Below are 17,238 nucleotides of genomic sequence, written 5' to 3'. Positions count from 1 at the left end.
ACATCCCGACGGCTGTGTGCGGGATGGCGGGCGGTCACGGTTTCGAGCGAGTGTATGCGCATACATAGCGATGCGCAAGCACGTATGTCCTGCTGTGCCCGCGCATCCCCGGGCTAGGGTGGACGCACCGAACCAGGGGGAGGATCGATGCAGCCGTCCGACGAGCAGGTCGCCGCGATCGACGCGGCGGCCGAGGTGATGCGCAACGCACCGGACAGTTTCGCGGCGATGGACGGGCTCTGGCGCGCGGTCTACGCGCTGCCGAGCTGGGCCTTCATCGCGCGCGGGACGGACGACGCGCCGACGCCATTCGTCGGCGAGCTCGACGCCGGGCCGATGGTCTTCGCCTTCACGACGCTCGGGCGGGCGCGGGAGGGCGCGCTGAGCGCGGGACTGGATGACGAGGCCGCCTCGAAGGTGCTGTCGGTGCCGCTGCCGGGCGCGATCGAGTGGCTCGCCTCCTTCGCCGCGTCGGGTGTGCGCGGCGTGGTGTTCGACCTGCCGCGGTTCGGGTACTTCGCTCCGCTGCAGAACCTCCTCCCGATGCGCGACCACATGGCGGCCACCCCGCCGGCGTGAGGCGGGCCGCCGCCCGGGTCTGCCGAGCCCCCGCCCGACCCCACCCGGCTCCGCCCGCTCCACCGAGCCCGCCCTGTCTCACCCGGCTCCGCCCGGTTCCCCTCCCAGCACCCGCGCCTAGGATGGGACGCATGACGCCAACCCGTGAAGAGGTCGTGCTGCTGGCCGAGGACGGGACGCCGATCGGGACGGCCGACAAGGCCACCGTGCACACCACCCAGACGCCGCTGCACCTGGCGTTCTCGTGCCACCTCTTCGACGGCGAGGGGCGCATCCTGGTCACCCGTCGCGCGCTCGGCAAGGCCACCTGGCCGGGCGTCTGGACCAACTCGTTCTGCGGGCATCCCGGCCCGGGCGAGTCCATGGAGGACGCGGTCGCCCGACGCGCCGCCGACGAGCTCGGCACGACGATCGAGAACCTGGTCGTCGCGCTGCCCGACTTCCGCTACCGCGCGGTCGACGCGTCGGGCATCGTCGAGTACGAGATCTGCCCCGTCTACACCGCGACCGTCGCCTCGCCGCTCTCCCCGTCGGCCGCCGAGGTCGCCGAGTGGGAATGGGTCGACGCGCGCACGCTGCTCTCCGCCGTGGAGGCCACACCCTGGGCGTTCAGCCCGTGGCTCACCCTCCAATTGCCGGCCCTCTACGCCGACCCGGACGGCGAACCTTCGGGCCAGCTGTGAGAACGGCTCATATTTTCCACTTGTGAAATCACCTGTGGATAACTCCCGTAGCGCATGCCGTGGCGCGAATACCTTCGTGCACGCACGGTGTGCGGCGGGAGACCGCCCCGTGTTTGACGTCGAGTGCACTCGAAGGAGCATGCTGGGATCATGAACTCCACCTCCAGCGCTCCCGTCGCCGTCGTCACGGGCACCTCCACCGGCATCGGACTCGAGACGGCGGTCGCCCTCGCCCGCGGCGGCTGGGACGTCGTCGCCACCGTCCGCGACGTCTCCCGCGCCGACCGCCTGCGCGACGCGGCCGCAGCCGCCGGGGTCTCCGTCGACATCCGGGCGCTGGATGTGACCGACGGCGCGGCCTCCGCAGCCCTCGTCGAGCAGGTGGTGGCCGACCGCGGTCGCCTCGACGCCCTGGTCAACAACGCCGGCGCAGCCGCCCTCGGCACCGCCGAGACGATGGGCATCGACCGCATCCGCGCTGCGATGGAGGTCAACTTCTTCGGCGTCGTGCAGCTGACACAGGCGGCGCTGCCCGCACTGCGCGCCTCCCGCGGCCGCGTGGTCACCGTGTCGAGCGTCGGCGGCATCGTCGGCCAGCCCTTCAACGACGCGTACTGCGCCGCCAAGTTCGCGGTCGAGGGCTTCATGGAGAGCCTCCACCCGGTCGCCGCCGCCCAGGGCGTCGCGGTCATCGTGGTCGAGCCCGGCGCCGTCGCGAGCGAGTTCGTCGCCAACGCCACCGAGGGCCGGGATGCCGCCCTCGCCGACGCCGGACCGTACGCCCCGCAGCTCGCCGCCTACCTGGAGCGCACCGCCGGCGCGTTCGCCGCGGCGCAGCAGCCCGCGGACGTCGCCGCCGTGATCGAGCGGGTGCTGACGGAGGCGGAGCCGCCGTTCCGCGTGCAGACGTCGGACGCCGCGCGTGCGTTCGTCGGCATCAAGCTGGCCGACCTGGACGGCTCCGCCGTCACCGGGGCGACCGCGGGGTGGGTCGCGTAGGGAGCTGTCGCCGCATCCAGTGGTCGCGACATGCCGTGCGGGAGGCTGCGCTGACGGCGCGTTGTGACGACTGGTGGGGAGCGGGCGATCCGGTGGTCGCAACACGCCGCGTGGGAGCACGAGCTGACGGCGAGTTATGACGACTGAAGTCACGGGGTGGCAACCAGACGGTGGCGCGCACCCGCCGCATCCAGCGACCACGTGACGCGATCCACTGGTCACGTGACGCGATCCACTGGTCACGTGGCGCATCTAGTGGTCGCAACACTCTGTGCGGGAGCAGGAGCTGACGGCGAGTTGTGACGACTGGAGTCACGGGGTGGCAACTAGATGGTGGCGCCCGCTTGCCGCATCCATTGGTCACGTGGCGCGATCCACTGGTCACGCGACGGGATCGACTGGGCACGTTGCGCATCTAGCGGTCGCACCATGCCGTACGGGCGCCCGCGCTGGCGGCGCGTTGCGACAGCTGGATGGGAGCGGGCGATCCAGTGGTCACGACACGCCGTACGGGAGCCCGCGCTGGCGGCGCGTTGCGACAGCTGGATGGGAGCGGGCGATCCAGTGGGCGCGACACGCCGCGTGCGCGCCGGCGCTGGCGCTGCCGCTGGTAGCGCATCGTGGCGGGTGGATGGGAGCGGAGGATCCAGTGGTCGCGACATGCCGCGTGCGCGCCCGCGTTGGCGGCGTGTTGTGACGGATGGATGCGCGCGGGCAGCAGCGGGCGCGGCCAGGCCGCAGGGCGCGGCGGCGCCCCTACCCGGTGCGGGTCGCGGTGATGTGCTGCTCCAGCCACCAGGTGCGGCCCTCGTCGTCGGAGACCCAGCCGTCCCACTCGAAGGAGTCGGCGGTGATGGCGGAGAAGTTCCAGCGGATCGGGCGGCCGTCGGTCTGGGTGCCGTCCTGGCGGATCCCGTCGCGGTGGCCGGAGGCGACGAGGGTGCAGAAGTCACCGGCGACAGCGCCGAACCAGCTCACCCGCCATGCGCCGAGAACGGGGTCGTACACGCGGACGGTGGTGCCCTTCGACTCCGTGCGGGAGGGGTCGGCCGCGGTCGGGGCGACCAGCACATCCTGAACGGCGCGGCCGCCGAGCGTGTAGGCGAACAGCCAGTCCGTCGTGAACTCGCTCCACGCTCCGGACTCCTCGTCGAGGAACCGGCACTCGGCGCGCCAGCTGCCCACCAGCTGGCCGAAGAGGTGCATCCGCTGCGGCCTCACGGGAGTGGGCCCCGGCGCGATCAGCGCGCTCGCGAACTCGGCGTCGGTCGTCTCGCTCATGGGGCGCCTCTCGGGTCGTTGGTCAGCTGGACGGGCGCCCGGCCTCGGTGGCGGACACGTCGGTCCGGTGGAAGTTGAGGAAGGAGCGCGACGCCGTCGGCCCGCGCTGGCCCTGGTAGCGGGAGCTGTACTCGCTCGACCCGTAGGGCTTCTCGGCCGGCGAGGTGAGCCGGAAGAAGCACATCTGGCCGATCTTCATGCCCGGCCAGAGCTTGATCGGGAGGGTCGCGACGTTGCTGAGCTCGAGCGTCACGTGACCGGAGAACCCGGGGTCGATGAACCCGGCGGTCGAGTGCGTCAGCAGGCCGAGGCGCCCGAGCGAGCTCTTGCCCTCCAGGCGGGCGGCGACGTCGTCGGGCAGGGACACCAGCTCGTACGTCGACCCGAGCACGAACTCGCCGGGGTGCAGGATGAACGGCTGGTCCGCCTCCACCTCGACGAAGCGCGTCAGCTCGGGCTGGTCCTCCGACGGGTCGATGAACGGGTACTTGTGGTTGTCGAACAACCGGAAGAACCGGTCCAGCCGCACGTCGATGCTCGACGGCTGCACCATCGAGGGGTCGAACGGCTCCAGGCCGATCCGTCCGGCGCCGAGCTCGGCCTTGATGTCGCGATCGGAGAGAAGCACGATCTCAGCTTATCGGGTGCCGGTCGGCCGGGACACGGGCGTTGCGCCGCCATCCCGGCCGACCGGAGGCACGGTCACCGGACCTCGAACGCCGCCGTCAGGAGGTCCTCGGTGCGCGACGACGAGCCGACGAGCAGCTCGAACGCCCCGGGCTCGACCCGGCGTACGCCGGCCGCATCCACGATCGAGCACTCCGCGACGGGGAGGGTCAGCTCCACTCGGGCGGACTCCCCCGGCGCGAGGTCGAGCTGGCGGTACGTCTTCAGCTCCCGGTCGGTCCAGCTCACGCTGGTGACCGCGTCGCGCACGTACACCTGCACGGTCTCGCGGACGGGCCGGTCGCCCGTGTTGCTCACGGTGACCTCGGCCACGATGTCGTCGCCGACGCCGAGGCCGGTGCGCGCGAGCGCGAGGTCGGCGTACTCGACGGTCGTGTACGACAGGCCTTGGCCGAACGCCCAGGCGGGCGTCTGGGTGAGGTCGGCGTAGCGGTCGCCGTGCTGGCCGCGGATCTGGTTGTAGTACGTCGGCTGCTGGCCGACGTGGCGCGCGAACGAGATCGGCAGGCGGCCCGAAGGCTCGATGCGACCAGTGAGGAGCTCGGCCAGCGCCTGGCCGCCGAGCATGCCCGGGTTCGCCGCCCAGATGACGGCGGCCGCGTTCTCGGTCGACGCCGGGAGGACGAGCGGCTTCGACGCCAGCAGGATCACGACGACGGGCTTCCCGGTCGCGATCAGGGCGTCGAGCAGCGCGTTCTGGCCGCCGATCAGTTCGAGGGTCGCCGTGGAGCGGCCCTCGCCGATGAGCTCGATGCGGTCGCCGACCACGGCGACCACGACATCCGACTGCTCGGCGGCGGCCACGGCCTCGTCGATCAGCTGCTGGTCGGGCGCGCACGGCACCACGACCGGGGGCCGGGGCTGGCCGTCGGGGAACGTGCGCCCGTTCGGGTCGTCCTCGAGCGTGAGGATGTCGGCGCCGCGGGCGTACTGCACGCTGACACCCTCCAGCGCACGCAGCCCGTCGAGCACGGTGGTGATCATCTCGCGCGGCTGGCCGTCCAGCCAGCCGGCCTGACCCGACCCGCCCGCCCAGTCGCCGAGCTGCGTCTGCGCGTCGTCGGCGAGCGGGCCGACCAGCGCGACGCGCACGGGCGCGGATGCGGTCGCCGCCAGCGGCAGCGTCCCGTCGTTCTCCAGCAGCACGAGCGAGCGGCGCGCGACCTCGAGGTTGAGGGCGGCGTGCTCCGCGCTGCCGACCACGGAGTCGAGGTCGGCGGAGGGGAGGCGCGGGTCCTCGAAGAGCCCGAGGTCGAACTTGAGGGTCAGGATGCGCCCGACCGCCGCGTCGAAGGCGTCCTCGGCGAGCAGCCCCTGGGCGACGGCCTCCAGCGCACCCTCATAGAAGAGAGGAGTGGTCATGACCATGTCGTTGCCCGCCGTCACGGCCGCGGCGGCCGCGTGCGCGTAGTCGGGCTGGACCTTCTGCTCCCAGACCATGCGGCCCACGTTGTCCCAGTCGGTGATGAGGGTGCCGGTGTAGCCCCACTCGCCGCGGAGCACCTCGCTGAGCAGCCAGTCGTTGACCGTGATCGGCACGCCGTCGGTGCTCTGGTAGCCGAGCATGAAGGTGCGGCAGCCCGCGCGGGCCACGCGCTCGAACGGCGGCAGGAACCAGCTGCGGAGCTTGCGCCGGGAGATGTCGGCCTCGCTCGCGTCGCGGCCGCCCTGCGTCTCCGAGTAGCCGGCGAAGTGCTTCGCCGTCGCGAGGATCGCGGTCGGGTCGTCGAGGCCGTCGCCCTGGTAGCCGCGGACCATCGCGCTCGCGAGCTCGCCGATGAGGAACGGGTCCTCGCCGAACGTCTCGCTGACGCGTCCCCAGCGGAGGTCGCGCGCGATGCACAGCACCGGCGAGAAGGTCCAGTGCACACCCGTCACGGCGACCTCTTCGGCCGTTGCGCGGGCGACGCGCTCGATCAGCTCCGCATCCCACGACGCGGCGAGGCCGAGCTGGGTGGGGTAGATCGTGGCGCCGGGCCAGAACGAGTGCCCGTGGATGCAGTCCTCGCCGACGAGCAGCGGGATCCGCAGGCGCGTCTCGGCCGTGAGCCGGTTCGCCTCCAGGATGCGCTCGGGGGACGTGTGGAGGATCGACCCGACGTGACGCCGCAGGACGTGGTCCCGCAGGTCGTCGCGCGCGTCGAGCTGGAGCATCTGCCCGACCTTCTCCTCCACGGTCATGCGGCCGAGCAGGTCGCGGACGCGCTCCGCGGTCGTCAGCGACGGATCCTGGTACGGGGCGATGCCCGCGTGCGCGGCGTCCGTCGTCGGCAGTGTCGATGTCATTCAGTGGCGCCTTCCGCCGCGGGCCCGTTGGACGGGGAGGAGGTGGAGGCAGACGGGGCCGATGACCCCGTGCGCACCTGGGTGACGGTCGCGTTGATGTTGAGACCCTTCTTCTTCATCGCGCGGGCGCGCTCACCGGCGGAGCGCAGGCGCGGGTTGACGTACTCGTCGATGCCGAAGTTGACGAGCGAGAGCGCCACGCCGAGGATCGCGATGCAGAGACCGGCGGGGACGTACCACCACCAGTAGTCCGGGAACGCGTTGTTCTGCTGCGCCCAGAAGAGCACCGTTCCCCAGTTGAGGTTCGACACCGGGATGACGCCGATGAACGCCAGCGTGGTCAGGCCCAGGACGGCGGCCGTCATGGTGCCGACGAAGCTGGAGGCGATGAGCGCCATCAGGTTCGGCAGCATCTCGACCAGGATGATGCGGTACAGCGGCTCGCCGTTGGCGCGGGCGGCCTGGATGAAGTCGCGGTTGCGCAGCGACATGGTCTGCGCGCGCAGCACGCGCGCACCCCAGGCCCAGCCCGTGAGACCGAGCACGGCGGCGATGACGACCAGAGGCGGGTCCTCGAACTGCGAGGCGATGATGATCATCAGCGGCAGGCCGGGGATGACGAGGAACACGTTCGACAGCGCGGACAGCGCCTCGCTCTTCCAGCCGCGCAGATAGCCGGCGGTCACACCGACGGCGATCGCGACGACGGTCGCCATGATCGTCGCCAGGAACCCGACGACGAGCACGCCGCGGGTGCCGTAGACGAGCTGGCTGAACACGTCCTGCCCGATGTGGGTCGTGCCCAGCAGGTGCTGGAACGACGGCGGCTGCAGGGTGGCGTCGAGGTTCTGCGCCTGGGGGTCGTACGGGGCGATCAGCGGCGCGAAGATCGCGACGAGGATGAACACCCCGAGGATGATGAGGCCCGTGGCGGACTTCGGGTTGCTGAACATCGCGAGCGAGACCTTCAGCTGGGACCAGAAGGTCTTCCGCTCCGGGGTGTGCTCGGGGGAGTTCTGCGGCCGGCCGGCCAGCACGGCCGCGGTCTCGGGGGCGCCGACGCCCACGTGGTGCGTGAGTGCGGGTGCGCTCTCGGCGGGGACGGTCTTCTCGGCGGGGGTTGTCATGATCAGGCCTCCGTCTGACGGGTGCGCGGGTCGAGGATGGCGTAGGCGATGTCCGCGATGATGTTCGCCACCAGCACGGCCAGGACCAGCACGAGGAAGATGCCCTGCATCAGCGCGTAGTCCTTCGCGTTGGTCGCGTTGAGCAGCAGCAGGCCGATGCCCGGGTAGGAGAAGACCATCTCCATCACGAGCGTGCCGCCGACGATGAAGCCGAGCGCGAGGGCGAAGCTCTGGATCTGCGGGAGCACCGCGTTGCGGGCGGCGTAGCGCCACAGCACGCGCCGGTTGGGCATGCCCTTGGCCTGCGCGACCGTGATGTAGTCCTCGTCGAGCACCGTGAGCATCATGTTGCGCATCCCGAGCACCCAGCCGCCGAGCGAGACGACCACGATGGTCAGCACCGGGAGGACGGCGTGCGAGACGACCTCGGAGATGAACTCCGCGTTCCAGCCGGGCTCCACTCCCACCTCATAGGCGTGGCCGGCCGGGAACCAGCCGAGCGTGGTGGAGAAGATCGCGATGAAGATCAGGCCGAGCCAGAAGTAGGGGATCGTGCCGAGGAAGGTCGTGACCGGGACGAACAGGTCCAGGCGGCTGCCGCGCTTCCAGCCGATCACCGCGCCGAGGCCGGTGCCGATGGCGAAGGAGATGATCGTGGCGACGCCGACCAGGCCGAGCGTCCACGGCAGGGCCGAGGCGATCGCCTCCCCCACCGGAGCCATGCCGGTGGAGATCGAGATGCCGAGGTTGCCGTGCAGCAGCATGTTCCAGTAGTTGACGTACTGGTCCCAGAGCGGCACCGACTTGTCGAGGCCGAAGAGCGCGCGCAGCGCCTTCTCGGCGTCCGGCGTCAGCTGCCCCTGGCTCCGCGCCATGAAGGAGTCGACCGCGTCGCCCTTCATCAGGCGGGGCAGGAAGAAGTTGACGGTGATGGCGGCCCACAGCGTGAACAGGTAGAAGGCCACGCGGCCGCCGATGAAGCGCCACGGGACGCGCGTGCGGCGGCGCTCCGTGCCGGTGGCGGTCGTGCCGACGAGGGTCGGATCGACGGGGGCCTGCGATTCGGCGCTCACTGCGCACCTCCCGAAGTCTGTGCCGACAGTTCCCGGAAGTGCTTCTCGGGGTCGGGCGAAGCGGCGCGCAGCTCGCGCGTGTACGGGTCCTGCGGGCGCAGGATGACGTCGTCGGCCGTGCCGCGCTCGACGACCTTGCCCTGGTTGAGCACCATGATCTCGTCGCTGAAGTGCCGTGCCGTGGCCAGGTCGTGGGTGATGTAGAGCACGCCGAGCCCTTCCTCGCGCTGGAGGTCGGCGAGCAGGTTGAGCACGCCGAGGCGGATCGACACGTCGAGCATCGAGACCGGCTCGTCGGCGACCAGGAGGGCCGGGCGGGAGGCCAGGGCGCGGGCGATGGCCACACGCTGACGCTGGCCGCCGGAGAGCTCGTGCGGGCGGCGGTCGATCACGGCGTCCGCGTCGAGGCGCACGCGGAGCAGCAGGCGCCGCACCTCGTCGTCGACCTCGCGCTTGGGGACGACGTTGTCGAGCCGGAGCGGACGCTCGATGTGGTGGCGGATCGAGTGGGACGGGTTGAGCGACGCGAACGGGTCCTGGAACACCATCCTCAGCTGCTGGCGGTAGCGCCGCAGGCCTCGCCCGCCGCGCGGGATCGGGACGCCGTCGAGCAGGATCTCGCCGCGCGTGGGGGTCTCCAGCTGGGTGAGGATCTTCGCGATCGTCGACTTGCCGCTGCCGGACTGGCCGACCAGGCCGAGCGTCTGGTGCGAGCCGAGGGTGAAGCTCACGTCGTCGAGGGCCTTGAGCTGGCCGGACCCGCGGACGTTGTAGATCTTGGTGACGTTCTTGAACTCGAGGGTCGTCATCGCGCGACCACTCCTCTCTCTCCGGTCAGACGCGGGAAGGAGGCGAGCAGCTTGCGCGTGTACTCGTGCTGCGGGTCGTTCCAGATGCGTTCGGCCGTGGCCAGCTCGATGATCTCGCCCTCGCGCATGATCGCGATCCGGTCGCTGATCTCCAGCAGCAGGGGCAGGTCGTGGGTGATGAAGACGACGGAGAAGCCGAACTCGTGGCGGAGCTGGGAGATCTGTCGCAGGATCTCGCGCTGCACGAGCACGTCGAGCGCGGTGGTCGGCTCGTCCATCACCATCAGCTGGGGGCGCAGTGCGAGCGCCATGGCGATCATGACGCGCTGGCGCATGCCGCCGGACAGCTCGTGGGGGTAGGAGCGGACGCGCTGGCCGCCGACCTTCACGATCTCCAGGAGCTCGACGACGGCCTTGCGGCGCTCCGTGCGGTTCATGTCGGGCCGGTGCACTTCGAAGACGTCCTCGAGCTGCGAGCCGATCGTCGCGACCGGGTTGAGGGCGTTCATCGCGCCCTGGAAGACCATGGAGATCTTGTCCCAGCGGAACCGGCGCATCTGCTCCACGCCGAGGGAGTTGATGTCGACGTCGTCGCCGCTCTTGTCGTGGAAGACGACGCTGCCGTCGGTGATGACGGCCGGCGGCCGGAGGAGCCGCTGCACGCCGTAGGCGAGCGTGGTCTTGCCGCAGCCGCTCTCGCCGGCGAGGCCGACGATCTCGCCGCGCTTGATGTCGAGGGTGACGTTCTTCACCGCCTGGACCGGCGGATCCACGTCGTACACGACCGAGAAGTCGCGCACAGAGAGAAGGGAGTCTGTCATGAGTACGTCGCTTTCGTGCTGACCGCGAAACGTCCGGGGCGGAGGCGGGGTCGAAACCGTCTTCCGCCCCGGACGCAGTGGGGGGTTACTTGCTCGCGGGCTTCAGCTTCATGATCACCTGCACGGCCCAGGGCTGGGTCGGGTCGGCGGTCGCGTACTGGTCGCTCTCGCTCGGCCACCCGGTGTACTTGCGGGTGTTGTACTCACCGAGCTGCGGGTGGGTGCCGATCGCGATGGCCGGCACGTCGTCCACGAAGATCTTCTGGATCTTGTCGAGGGCGGCGGTGCGGGACGCGTCGTCGGACGCCTGCGCGTACTCCTTGAGGAGGGCGGTCGCCTCCGGGTTGTTGTAGCGCCCGAAGTTGTCGGCGACCTTGCCGTCGGCGGCCTGGTCGAGGTAGGCGCCGTTCATGACGTCGTCGTAGATGTGCCACGGGTTCGAGCCGGAGCCGGTCCAGTGCAGCACGGCGTCGAAGTTGCCCGTCGCCACGTTGGTGGTCCAGGTGTCGGCGTCCGGGGTGGCGACCTTCGCATCGGCGCCCAGGGTGTTCTTGACCTGCGTGGCGACCAGCTGGATGCCGGTGACGTAGTCGTTCCAGCCCTGCGGGTCCTGCAGGGTGAAGGAGACCGGGTTGCCGGACGGGTCCATCAGGGCGCCGTCCTTCCAGGTGTAGCCGGCGTCGGTGAGGACCTTCTTGGCGCCGTCGACGTCGACCTTGAAGTTCTGGTCCTTGTAGTCCGGGGCGATGTACTGGTCACCGGTCGGCTGCGGGATGCCGGTCACGTTCTTCAGCTCGGGGCCGGCGTTGCTGCGGGCCTTCTCGGCGTGAGCCTTGCGGTCGACGACCATGTTGACGGCCTTGCGGAACGCCACGTTGTCGAACGGGGCCTTGGTCGTGTTGACCACGATCATGTCCGGGCTCAGGATGTTCGCGCCCCAGAAGACGTTGTGCTTCGGGTCCTTGTCGACGTAGTTCTTCTGGTAGTCCGTGATGAAGATCTGCGCCCAGTCGGTCTCGCCGTTCTGGAGGCCGCGGAGGAGGCCGGTGTTGTCGTTGTACTCGAGGTACTTCAGCTCGGGCACGGGGACCTTGCCGCCCCAGTAGTCGGTGCGCGACTTCAGCACCACGCCCTGCGACGAGAAGGTCTTGATCGTGTACGGACCGGTGCCGACCGCGTCCTTGACCGCATCCTTCGTCGGGTCGGCGATGTCCTTCCACTGGTGCTCGGGCACGATGGCCGTCTGGAGCACGTCGCCCTGCTTGACGAACTTCGACTCGGAGAAGCTGAGGACGACGTTGCCGCCGTCCTTCTTCACGTCGGAGAGCTTCAGGCCGGCGAGGTCGAGGGCCGGGGTGTTCTTGATGAGGTTGAAGGTGAAGACGATGTCGTCGGCCGTGAACGGCTTGCCGTCGCTCCACTTGACGTTCGCGCGGGGCGTGACCGTCAGCTGCGTGTAGTCGGAGTTCCACTCGACCTTCGACGCGAGCCACGGGGTGGTCTCGTTCTTGCCGACCGGGTTGACCATGGCGAGCGGCTCGAAGATCATCCGGTTGTAACCGAGCGACTGGCCCGAGCCGGTGCTGATGAACGGGTTGTTGATCTGCGTCGCGAGAACGGCGGAGCCGTCCGGCTTGGCGATCGTGAGCGATCCGCTCGACGCGTTCGATCCGCTGCTCGAGCATCCCGTCAGCGCCAGCGCGCTGATGGCGATGACCGCGGAGCCCGCGATCAAGAGCTTCCTAAGCCTCATTGCTTCTCCTTCGTGACGGCACAGTCCTTGTGCCTGGTGGTGCAGGGGTGTTTGGTGAACATAACTTGCTTACTGGTCAGAAAGCAAGTTAGCGTGAGATTACTGGGTGGTAAGCTGCCACGCAAGATCGAGCGAAAGAAGATGCGGGATGGCCACCACCGCCGGCACGGCCAACCCGCGCCCCGAGACCGAGCGCAAGCGCAAGGACATCCTCCGCGCGGCGGTCGAGGTCTTCGGCACCAAGGGCTCCACCAACGGCACCCTCGCCGACATCGCCGAGCAGGTCGGGATGACCCATGCCGGCGTGCTGCACCACTTCGGCTCCAAGCAGAACCTGCTCCTCGAGGTCATCGAGTTCCGCGACCAGGACGACGTCGCCCACCTGGCCGACCGACACATCCCCGGCGGGCCCGAACTCTTCATGCACCTGGTCGGCACGGCCCTCCGCAACGCCCAGCGCCCCGGCATCGTGCAGGTCTACACCGTGCTCTCCGCCGAGTCGGTGACCGACGAGCACCCCGCCAGGAGCTACTTCGAGGACCGCTACCGGACGCTGCGCAGCGAGATCGGCGAGGCTTTCCGGGAGCTCTGCGAGCAGGAGGGCGTCACCGACCCCCGGTCGGTCGACAAGGCGGCCGCCTCCATCCTCGCCGTCATGGACGGCCTCCAGCTCCAGTGGCTGCTCGAACCCTCGTCGATCGACCTCGCCGGCGCCAGCGAGTACGCCATCCGCGCGATCGTCAACGGCGTGCTCCACCCGGGTCCGGAGCTGACCACGTACGTGCGCGAGGCCTGAGGCCCGCCGAATCCATGGATCGCGGAGCCGACGTGCCGGAGGACGCCGCGACGGGGATCCTGTTGTCGCGCGCGTACTTCGACGACCTCGTCGCGCCCCTCCTCGCGGCGCGGCTTCCCGGCCTCCCCGTCGCCGCCGGCCGTCTCGGATCGGGTTCGGACGTCCTCGGCTTCGACGACGCCGTCTCCCGCGACCACGACTGGGGCCTCCGGCTCAGTCTCTTCGTCCCCGCCGACGCGGTCGCGGGCGTCTCTGCGCTGCTCGACCACGACCTCCCGGACACCTTCCGGGGGCTCCCCACCCGGTTCGCCTTCACCGGCGAGAGCCGCGCGGACCATCACGTCGAGGTGACGACGGTGACGGAGTTCGCCGTCGCCCGCCTCGGCTTCGACCCGCGCGCGGGCATCGGAGTGGACGACTGGCTCTCCGTCTCCGGCCAGGCCGCCCTCGAGGTGACCGCCGGCCCGGTCTTCACCGACCCGACCGGCGAGCTCGCGGCGGTGCGCCACGCCCTGGACTGGTACCCGGACGACCTCTGGCGGTACGTCCTGGCGTGCGACTGGGAACGGATCGGCCAGGAGCTCCCGCTGATGGGCCGAGCGGCGGAGGTCGGCGACGACACCGGCGCGCGCATCATCGCCGCCCGGCTGTCCCAGATCGCCATGCACCTCGCATTCCTGCTCGAACGCACCTGGCCGCCCTACGCGAAGTGGTTCGGCTCCCGCTTCGCGCAGTTGCCGAACGCGGGGCCCGTGGGCGAATCGATCGACACGGTGCTGGATGCGCGCGACCTCGCGACGCGGCATAGCGGACTCGGCCACGCCCTCCAGCTCCTCCTGGACCAGCAGAACGCGCTCGGCCTGACCGCGGTGGACGCCGCGCTCGTCCCATTCTGGGACCGCCCGCACCTGCACCCGGATCCGGCCATCGCGAACCAACTCCTCGACGGAATCGCCGACCCCGTCGTGCAGCGACTCCCCCGCGGACGCGGCTCGATCGAGCAGCGCACCGACAACGTTGCCGTGCTCACCAACCCGGAGGCACGGCGCAACGCGGTCGACGAGTTTGGCCACGGACGAACGACCGGGTAGTCTGGGCGGCAGTCCCGCCTCCCAGTGGATCACTGGGATCGAGGGCCACGCGAGTGTAGTTCAATGGTAGAACTTCAGCTTCAACAAGCCTGATTCACGCATCATCACTCGTCATCATCGATACTCGGGCTGACCGGGGCTTTGATGCGCAGATCCTTGGCCGTTTCATCACCGCAGTTCACGGGGATTCACGCGTCAAAACCGCCAATAAACTGCGCATGGGCCTAGTCTCGATCGCATGGCTGTCGAGTACAGGTTCGTCACGTATCACCCTGGCAATAAGAGCGACCGCGTAGACGAGAACATCACCGCAGAGCTCAACAAGTGGTCACGCCTCGGCTGGCAGATCAAGCAGGTCATTCGAGCCCAGGTTATTGGCCCGGTGAGCTTCGTCCTCGTGCGAGGTGATGAGCAGTAGCCCTTCCCCTGCAATGGGGTGGACTGGGGTACAGGGCATCAGGGTCGTGACGGTTCTGTTGTCGATGGGAATAGTTGTGTTATGCTTGTCATCGACAAGGCAACCGCCTCGTCAAACAACTACACAGAGGAGGTTCGCCCTATCGATAAGCGCATCAAGCCGCTTCTCGACAAGCTGGCAGATCAGGGATGGCGGATCGCTACCGTCAAAAAAGGCTGGATGTGCTATCCACCCGATGAGTCCCTGTCGGGGGTCTTGATCCATAAGACCTCGTCCGACCACAGATGGTATGCGAATACCCTCTCGCTGCTGAGGCAGCGCGGATACAACCAGTAAGCGGATGCTGTTGGGTGCGGGGGAAAGCAAGTTTGCAGACCAGCTTTCCCCCAAACCTAACACACATGCCTTGGCGAACATCCTCCGAAAATTGCAACCATCAAATTGGAGATCAGGAAGGAAATGCCCCTTATGACTAACTGGCAGGCCAGCGTCGCATTCATGAGCGCCCACCCGTTCACCGAAGACGCGGCCTTCGACACCATCGAGGCGCTGCTCACCCACGGCGCCGCGATGAGTGTCGAGCGCGACCTCTCGGGAGGGTCTGTCACCCTCTCCGTTGAGGCTGCGACGCCTTTGGACGCAGCCGCGGAAGCAACCCGTCTCGTCACATCTGCAGCCGAACCGATCCTTGGTTCGATCAGTGTGACCGGGATTGAGGTTCTTTCCGAGTCCGCAGTCGATGCTGAGCTTGCACGCCCTCTCTTCCCGGAGGTCGTCGGTTACGCGGAGATCGCTGACATGGCTGGTGTCTCTCGTCAGCGGGCGCGGCAGTTCGCATCCATCAGCGGGTTCCCCAAACCGGTCATAGAGACCGCTCAGGGCCCGCTGATGGGACGGCACGCTGTCGCCCGGTGGCTTGAAACCCGCAACACCAGCGGTGGCCGCCCGAAGAAGGCGATCGCCTAGCATCACCACACCCAACCTCATCCGCAAATGAGAATCGCACCCCCGTAGCTACGGCTTCGGGGGTGTTCTCGTGTCGGGGGTGGGGACCTATCCTGTCCTGGTGTCTGACTGGTCCCCTACCTCCTACGCGCGCCCGACCGAGTGGTTGCTGCGGGTGTCGGAGTCTCAGGTGCCGTACGCGGTCGTGAGGCGGTTCCTGAAGGGTGATCCGAACCGGCCCGAGGAATGGTTCCGGGTTGTCACGTATGCGCCCACGAGCGAGGCCAGGGAGCTGATCGGGTGGGTGCGATCGTTCGATCAGGCGTGTCAGTTGGGGTGGGACTACCGGATCGCGTTCGAGGAGTGGCGGCATCACATGGCTGCGCGGCGGACGGACAACAGTGTGATGGCTGCAGCGAAACCACCCGCCGGCGAGCTCGTGAAGTTCTGGCGCGAACACCGTCAGGGGTCATCATCATGATGATCACCATGATGATCCACCCCGATGCAAGTGAATCGCGTTTCGCTTGCATGTTCAGGGCGACGGTTCAAGTCCGCTTGACACCCGGATTGGGGTGAGGTCAGGGGGCAGACCGTGTAGGTATCCTCACGAAACATGAGCACCCCTCACCAACGGTTTCAGTCTCTCGACGGGCTCCGAGGTGTAGCAGCCGTCATCGTCGTCGGCTACCACGCACTCCTCATCGTCCCCGCCATGTCAACGATCTACGTCGACAAGACCAACCCCACCCTGTTCACCCCGGAATGGTGGCTGTACGCTACACCCTTGAGGTTGCTCCTCGCCGGCCATGAAGCCGTCCTGGTGTTCTTCGTCCTCTCCGGGTTCGTGCTCACCCTCCCCTTCCTCCACAAGCCACCCACCGGCCGGTCCACGCTCGCCTACTACGGGCGCCGCATCATTCGCCTCTACATCCCGGTCTGGTCGTCTCTGATCGTCGCCTTGGGCCTCGCTGTCCTGGTGCCCCGGCAACCTGGGCAGGGCTGGTTGGGATCTCACCACGCCCCCACCTTAGGGTCGTTCATCCACGACGCCGTCCTGCTGTTCGGCACATCGAACCTCAACAGCCCTCTGTGGTCCCTCACCTGGGAGGTCTGGTTCTCTCTCCTCATGCCGGTCATGTTCCTCCTCATCCGCTGGTTGCGGGCCGACCGGTGGTGGTGGGCGGCGATCCCGACCCTGATGGTCATCTCTGTGCTCTCCCGCTTCGACAACGTGCGCCACGCTCTCCCCGTCGCGTGGCTCACCGCCGACCTGTTGCAGTACCTCCCCGTATTCGGAATCGGCATGCTGATCGCGTTCAACCATGAACGCCTCACCACTGCAGCATCACGGGTGCGCACATGGTGGCCGCTCATCATCGGCGCCCTGCTCCTCACCATCTCCCCAAGCATGATCACCCCACCCGGATACGGTGTCCCGCAAGCGTTCGCCTACCTGCTCAGCCTCACCGGTGTAACGATGATCATCGTCCTCGCGTTCACCAGTCCCGCACGCCGGCCGCTCGAGGCCCGCCCGGTCCAGTGGGCAGGCTCACGGTCGTTCAGCCTGTACCTCATCCACGAACCGATCCTGGTCGCCACAGCCCTTCTCGTCGGTGCAGACGGGTGGTCATGGCTACTGATCGCCGCCGTGACCATCCCGGTGGTTCTTCTCGCGGCAGAGGGGTTCTACCGGGTCGTGGAACGCCCATCCATCGCCCTGTCCCGTCATGTCGGGCATGCCCTGAATGCACGAAAGACCCCCTCGGACCTGCCCGAAGGCAGACCCGAGGGGGCCAGTGTGATCATCTGAGTTTGGTCCCATCCCATGTGAGGATCGGAGAGAACTTGATCGTCCCGTTCGCCATCAGGACACCGATTGGTTTGTGC

Annotated in this window: 18 protein-coding genes; 10 read left to right on the top strand and 8 right to left on the bottom strand. The window is 68.5% G+C overall.

Annotated features, from left to right (window positions below):
- Positions 1-147: 147 nt before the first annotated feature.
- The 3 genes from BGO91_RS17255 (at position 148) to BGO91_RS17245 (ending at position 2,261) form a co-directional block, all read left to right on the top strand.
- Positions 148-579 (top strand): hypothetical protein, encoded by a 432-nt coding sequence (locus tag BGO91_RS17255; protein WP_290473967.1) that lies wholly within the window; start codon positions 148-150, stop codon positions 577-579.
- 131 nt (positions 580-710) lie between these two features.
- Positions 711-1,262 carry an isopentenyl-diphosphate Delta-isomerase gene (gene idi, locus BGO91_RS17250; RefSeq protein WP_290473966.1) on the top strand — a complete coding sequence of 184 codons (552 nt, stop codon included), beginning with the start codon at positions 711-713 and terminating at the stop codon, positions 1,260-1,262.
- A gap of 150 nt (positions 1,263-1,412) precedes the next feature.
- Positions 1,413-2,261 (top strand): SDR family NAD(P)-dependent oxidoreductase, encoded by an 849-nt coding sequence (locus BGO91_RS17245; protein ID WP_290473965.1) that lies wholly within the window; start codon positions 1,413-1,415, stop codon positions 2,259-2,261.
- A gap of 756 nt (positions 2,262-3,017) precedes the next feature.
- Here the strand turns inward: BGO91_RS17245 and BGO91_RS17240 are convergent.
- The 8 genes from BGO91_RS17240 to BGO91_RS17205 all read right to left on the bottom strand — a co-directional run bounded on the left by BGO91_RS17240 (position 3,018) and on the right by BGO91_RS17205 (position 12,098).
- Entirely contained in the window at positions 3,018-3,542 is a 525-nt protein-coding gene (locus tag BGO91_RS17240) for a hypothetical protein (RefSeq protein ID WP_290473964.1), read from the bottom strand.
- A 22-nt stretch (positions 3,543-3,564) separates the two neighbouring features.
- Positions 3,565-4,170, bottom strand: coding sequence for a dCTP deaminase (dcd, locus tag BGO91_RS17235; protein WP_290473963.1), 606 nt, complete (start codon positions 4,168-4,170; stop codon positions 3,565-3,567).
- A 74-nt stretch (positions 4,171-4,244) separates the two neighbouring features.
- Positions 4,245-6,515 carry a glycoside hydrolase family 3 N-terminal domain-containing protein gene (locus BGO91_RS17230; protein WP_290473962.1) on the bottom strand — a complete coding sequence of 757 codons (2,271 nt, stop codon included), beginning with the start codon at positions 6,513-6,515 and terminating at the stop codon, positions 4,245-4,247.
- Positions 6,512-7,468 (bottom strand): ABC transporter permease, encoded by a 957-nt coding sequence (locus tag BGO91_RS17225; protein WP_290474494.1) that lies wholly within the window; start codon positions 7,466-7,468, stop codon positions 6,512-6,514. Before BGO91_RS17225 ends, BGO91_RS17230 begins: the two co-directional genes overlap by 4 nt.
- A 176-nt stretch (positions 7,469-7,644) precedes the next feature.
- A complete protein-coding gene (locus tag BGO91_RS17220; protein ID WP_290473961.1) occupies positions 7,645-8,715 on the bottom strand; it encodes an ABC transporter permease in 1,071 nt (356 codons plus the stop codon).
- Entirely contained in the window at positions 8,712-9,524 is an 813-nt protein-coding gene (locus BGO91_RS17215) for an ATP-binding cassette domain-containing protein (protein WP_290473960.1), read from the bottom strand. The genes BGO91_RS17220 and BGO91_RS17215 overlap by 4 nt, the downstream gene beginning before the upstream one ends.
- Positions 9,521-10,345, bottom strand: coding sequence for an ABC transporter ATP-binding protein (locus BGO91_RS17210; protein ID WP_290473959.1), 825 nt, complete (start codon positions 10,343-10,345; stop codon positions 9,521-9,523). The genes BGO91_RS17215 and BGO91_RS17210 overlap by 4 nt, the downstream gene beginning before the upstream one ends.
- 85 nt (positions 10,346-10,430) lie before the next feature.
- Entirely contained in the window at positions 10,431-12,098 is a 1,668-nt protein-coding gene (locus BGO91_RS17205) for an ABC transporter substrate-binding protein (protein ID WP_290473958.1), read from the bottom strand.
- Positions 12,099-12,246: 148 nt separating this feature from the next.
- Here BGO91_RS17205 and BGO91_RS17200 point away from each other — a divergent pair, with 148 nt between their 5' ends.
- The 7 genes from BGO91_RS17200 (at position 12,247) to BGO91_RS17170 (ending at position 17,161) form a co-directional block, all read left to right on the top strand.
- On the top strand, positions 12,247-12,894 hold the full coding sequence (locus BGO91_RS17200) for a TetR/AcrR family transcriptional regulator (protein WP_290473957.1): 648 nt from the start codon (positions 12,247-12,249) through the stop codon (positions 12,892-12,894).
- 14 nt (positions 12,895-12,908) lie between these two features.
- Entirely contained in the window at positions 12,909-13,985 is a 1,077-nt protein-coding gene (locus tag BGO91_RS17195) for a DUF4037 domain-containing protein (protein ID WP_290473956.1), read from the top strand.
- 238 nt (positions 13,986-14,223) lie between these two features.
- Complete coding sequence (locus BGO91_RS17190; protein ID WP_290473955.1) at positions 14,224-14,403, top strand: hypothetical protein; 180 nt, start codon at positions 14,224-14,226, stop codon at positions 14,401-14,403.
- 81 nt (positions 14,404-14,484) lie between these two features.
- Positions 14,485-14,739 carry a hypothetical protein gene (locus BGO91_RS17185; RefSeq protein WP_290473954.1) on the top strand — a complete coding sequence of 85 codons (255 nt, stop codon included), beginning with the start codon at positions 14,485-14,487 and terminating at the stop codon, positions 14,737-14,739.
- 132 nt (positions 14,740-14,871) lie between these two features.
- A complete protein-coding gene (locus BGO91_RS17180; RefSeq protein ID WP_290473953.1) occupies positions 14,872-15,369 on the top strand; it encodes a hypothetical protein in 498 nt (165 codons plus the stop codon).
- Positions 15,370-15,469: 100 nt separating this feature from the next.
- Complete coding sequence (locus BGO91_RS17175) at positions 15,470-15,829, top strand: hypothetical protein (protein ID WP_290473952.1); 360 nt, start codon at positions 15,470-15,472, stop codon at positions 15,827-15,829.
- 135 nt (positions 15,830-15,964) lie between these two features.
- Positions 15,965-17,161: an acyltransferase gene (locus BGO91_RS17170; RefSeq protein ID WP_290473951.1), complete on the top strand. Its 1,197-nt coding sequence runs from the start codon at positions 15,965-15,967 to the stop codon at positions 17,159-17,161.
- Positions 17,162-17,238: the final 77 nt, after the last annotated feature.

This window comes from Leifsonia sp. 71-9 (assembly GCF_001898805.1).
GTDB lineage: Bacteria > Actinomycetota > Actinomycetes > Actinomycetales > Microbacteriaceae > Leifsonia.
Note: the sequence above shows the minus strand (reverse complement) of the source record. Positions and strands in the feature narration are given on the sequence as shown.

Coding starts and splice junctions, on each gene's coding strand:
- BGO91_RS17180 (WP_290473953.1), top strand. CDS start 14,872: ATGACTAACTGGCAGGCCAGCGTCGCATTCATGAGCGCCCACCCGTTC.
- BGO91_RS17200 (WP_290473957.1), top strand. CDS start 12,247: ATGGCCACCACCGCCGGCACGGCCAACCCGCGCCCCGAGACCGAGCGC.
- BGO91_RS17195 (WP_290473956.1), top strand. CDS start 12,909: ATGGATCGCGGAGCCGACGTGCCGGAGGACGCCGCGACGGGGATCCTG.
- BGO91_RS17205 (WP_290473958.1), bottom strand. CDS start 12,098: ATGAGGCTTAGGAAGCTCTTGATCGCGGGCTCCGCGGTCATCGCCATC.
- BGO91_RS17225 (WP_290474494.1), bottom strand. CDS start 7,468: ATGTTCAGCAACCCGAAGTCCGCCACGGGCCTCATCATCCTCGGGGTG.
- BGO91_RS17170 (WP_290473951.1), top strand. CDS start 15,965: ATGAGCACCCCTCACCAACGGTTTCAGTCTCTCGACGGGCTCCGAGGT.
- BGO91_RS17190 (WP_290473955.1), top strand. CDS start 14,224: ATGGCTGTCGAGTACAGGTTCGTCACGTATCACCCTGGCAATAAGAGC.
- BGO91_RS17215 (WP_290473960.1), bottom strand. CDS start 9,524: ATGACGACCCTCGAGTTCAAGAACGTCACCAAGATCTACAACGTCCGC.
- BGO91_RS17185 (WP_290473954.1), top strand. CDS start 14,485: ATGCTTGTCATCGACAAGGCAACCGCCTCGTCAAACAACTACACAGAG.
- BGO91_RS17255 (WP_290473967.1), top strand. CDS start 148: ATGCAGCCGTCCGACGAGCAGGTCGCCGCGATCGACGCGGCGGCCGAG.
- BGO91_RS17230 (WP_290473962.1), bottom strand. CDS start 6,515: ATGACATCGACACTGCCGACGACGGACGCCGCGCACGCGGGCATCGCC.
- BGO91_RS17240 (WP_290473964.1), bottom strand. CDS start 3,542: ATGAGCGAGACGACCGACGCCGAGTTCGCGAGCGCGCTGATCGCGCCG.
- BGO91_RS17210 (WP_290473959.1), bottom strand. CDS start 10,345: ATGACAGACTCCCTTCTCTCTGTGCGCGACTTCTCGGTCGTGTACGAC.
- BGO91_RS17245 (WP_290473965.1), top strand. CDS start 1,413: ATGAACTCCACCTCCAGCGCTCCCGTCGCCGTCGTCACGGGCACCTCC.
- idi (WP_290473966.1), top strand. CDS start 711: ATGACGCCAACCCGTGAAGAGGTCGTGCTGCTGGCCGAGGACGGGACG.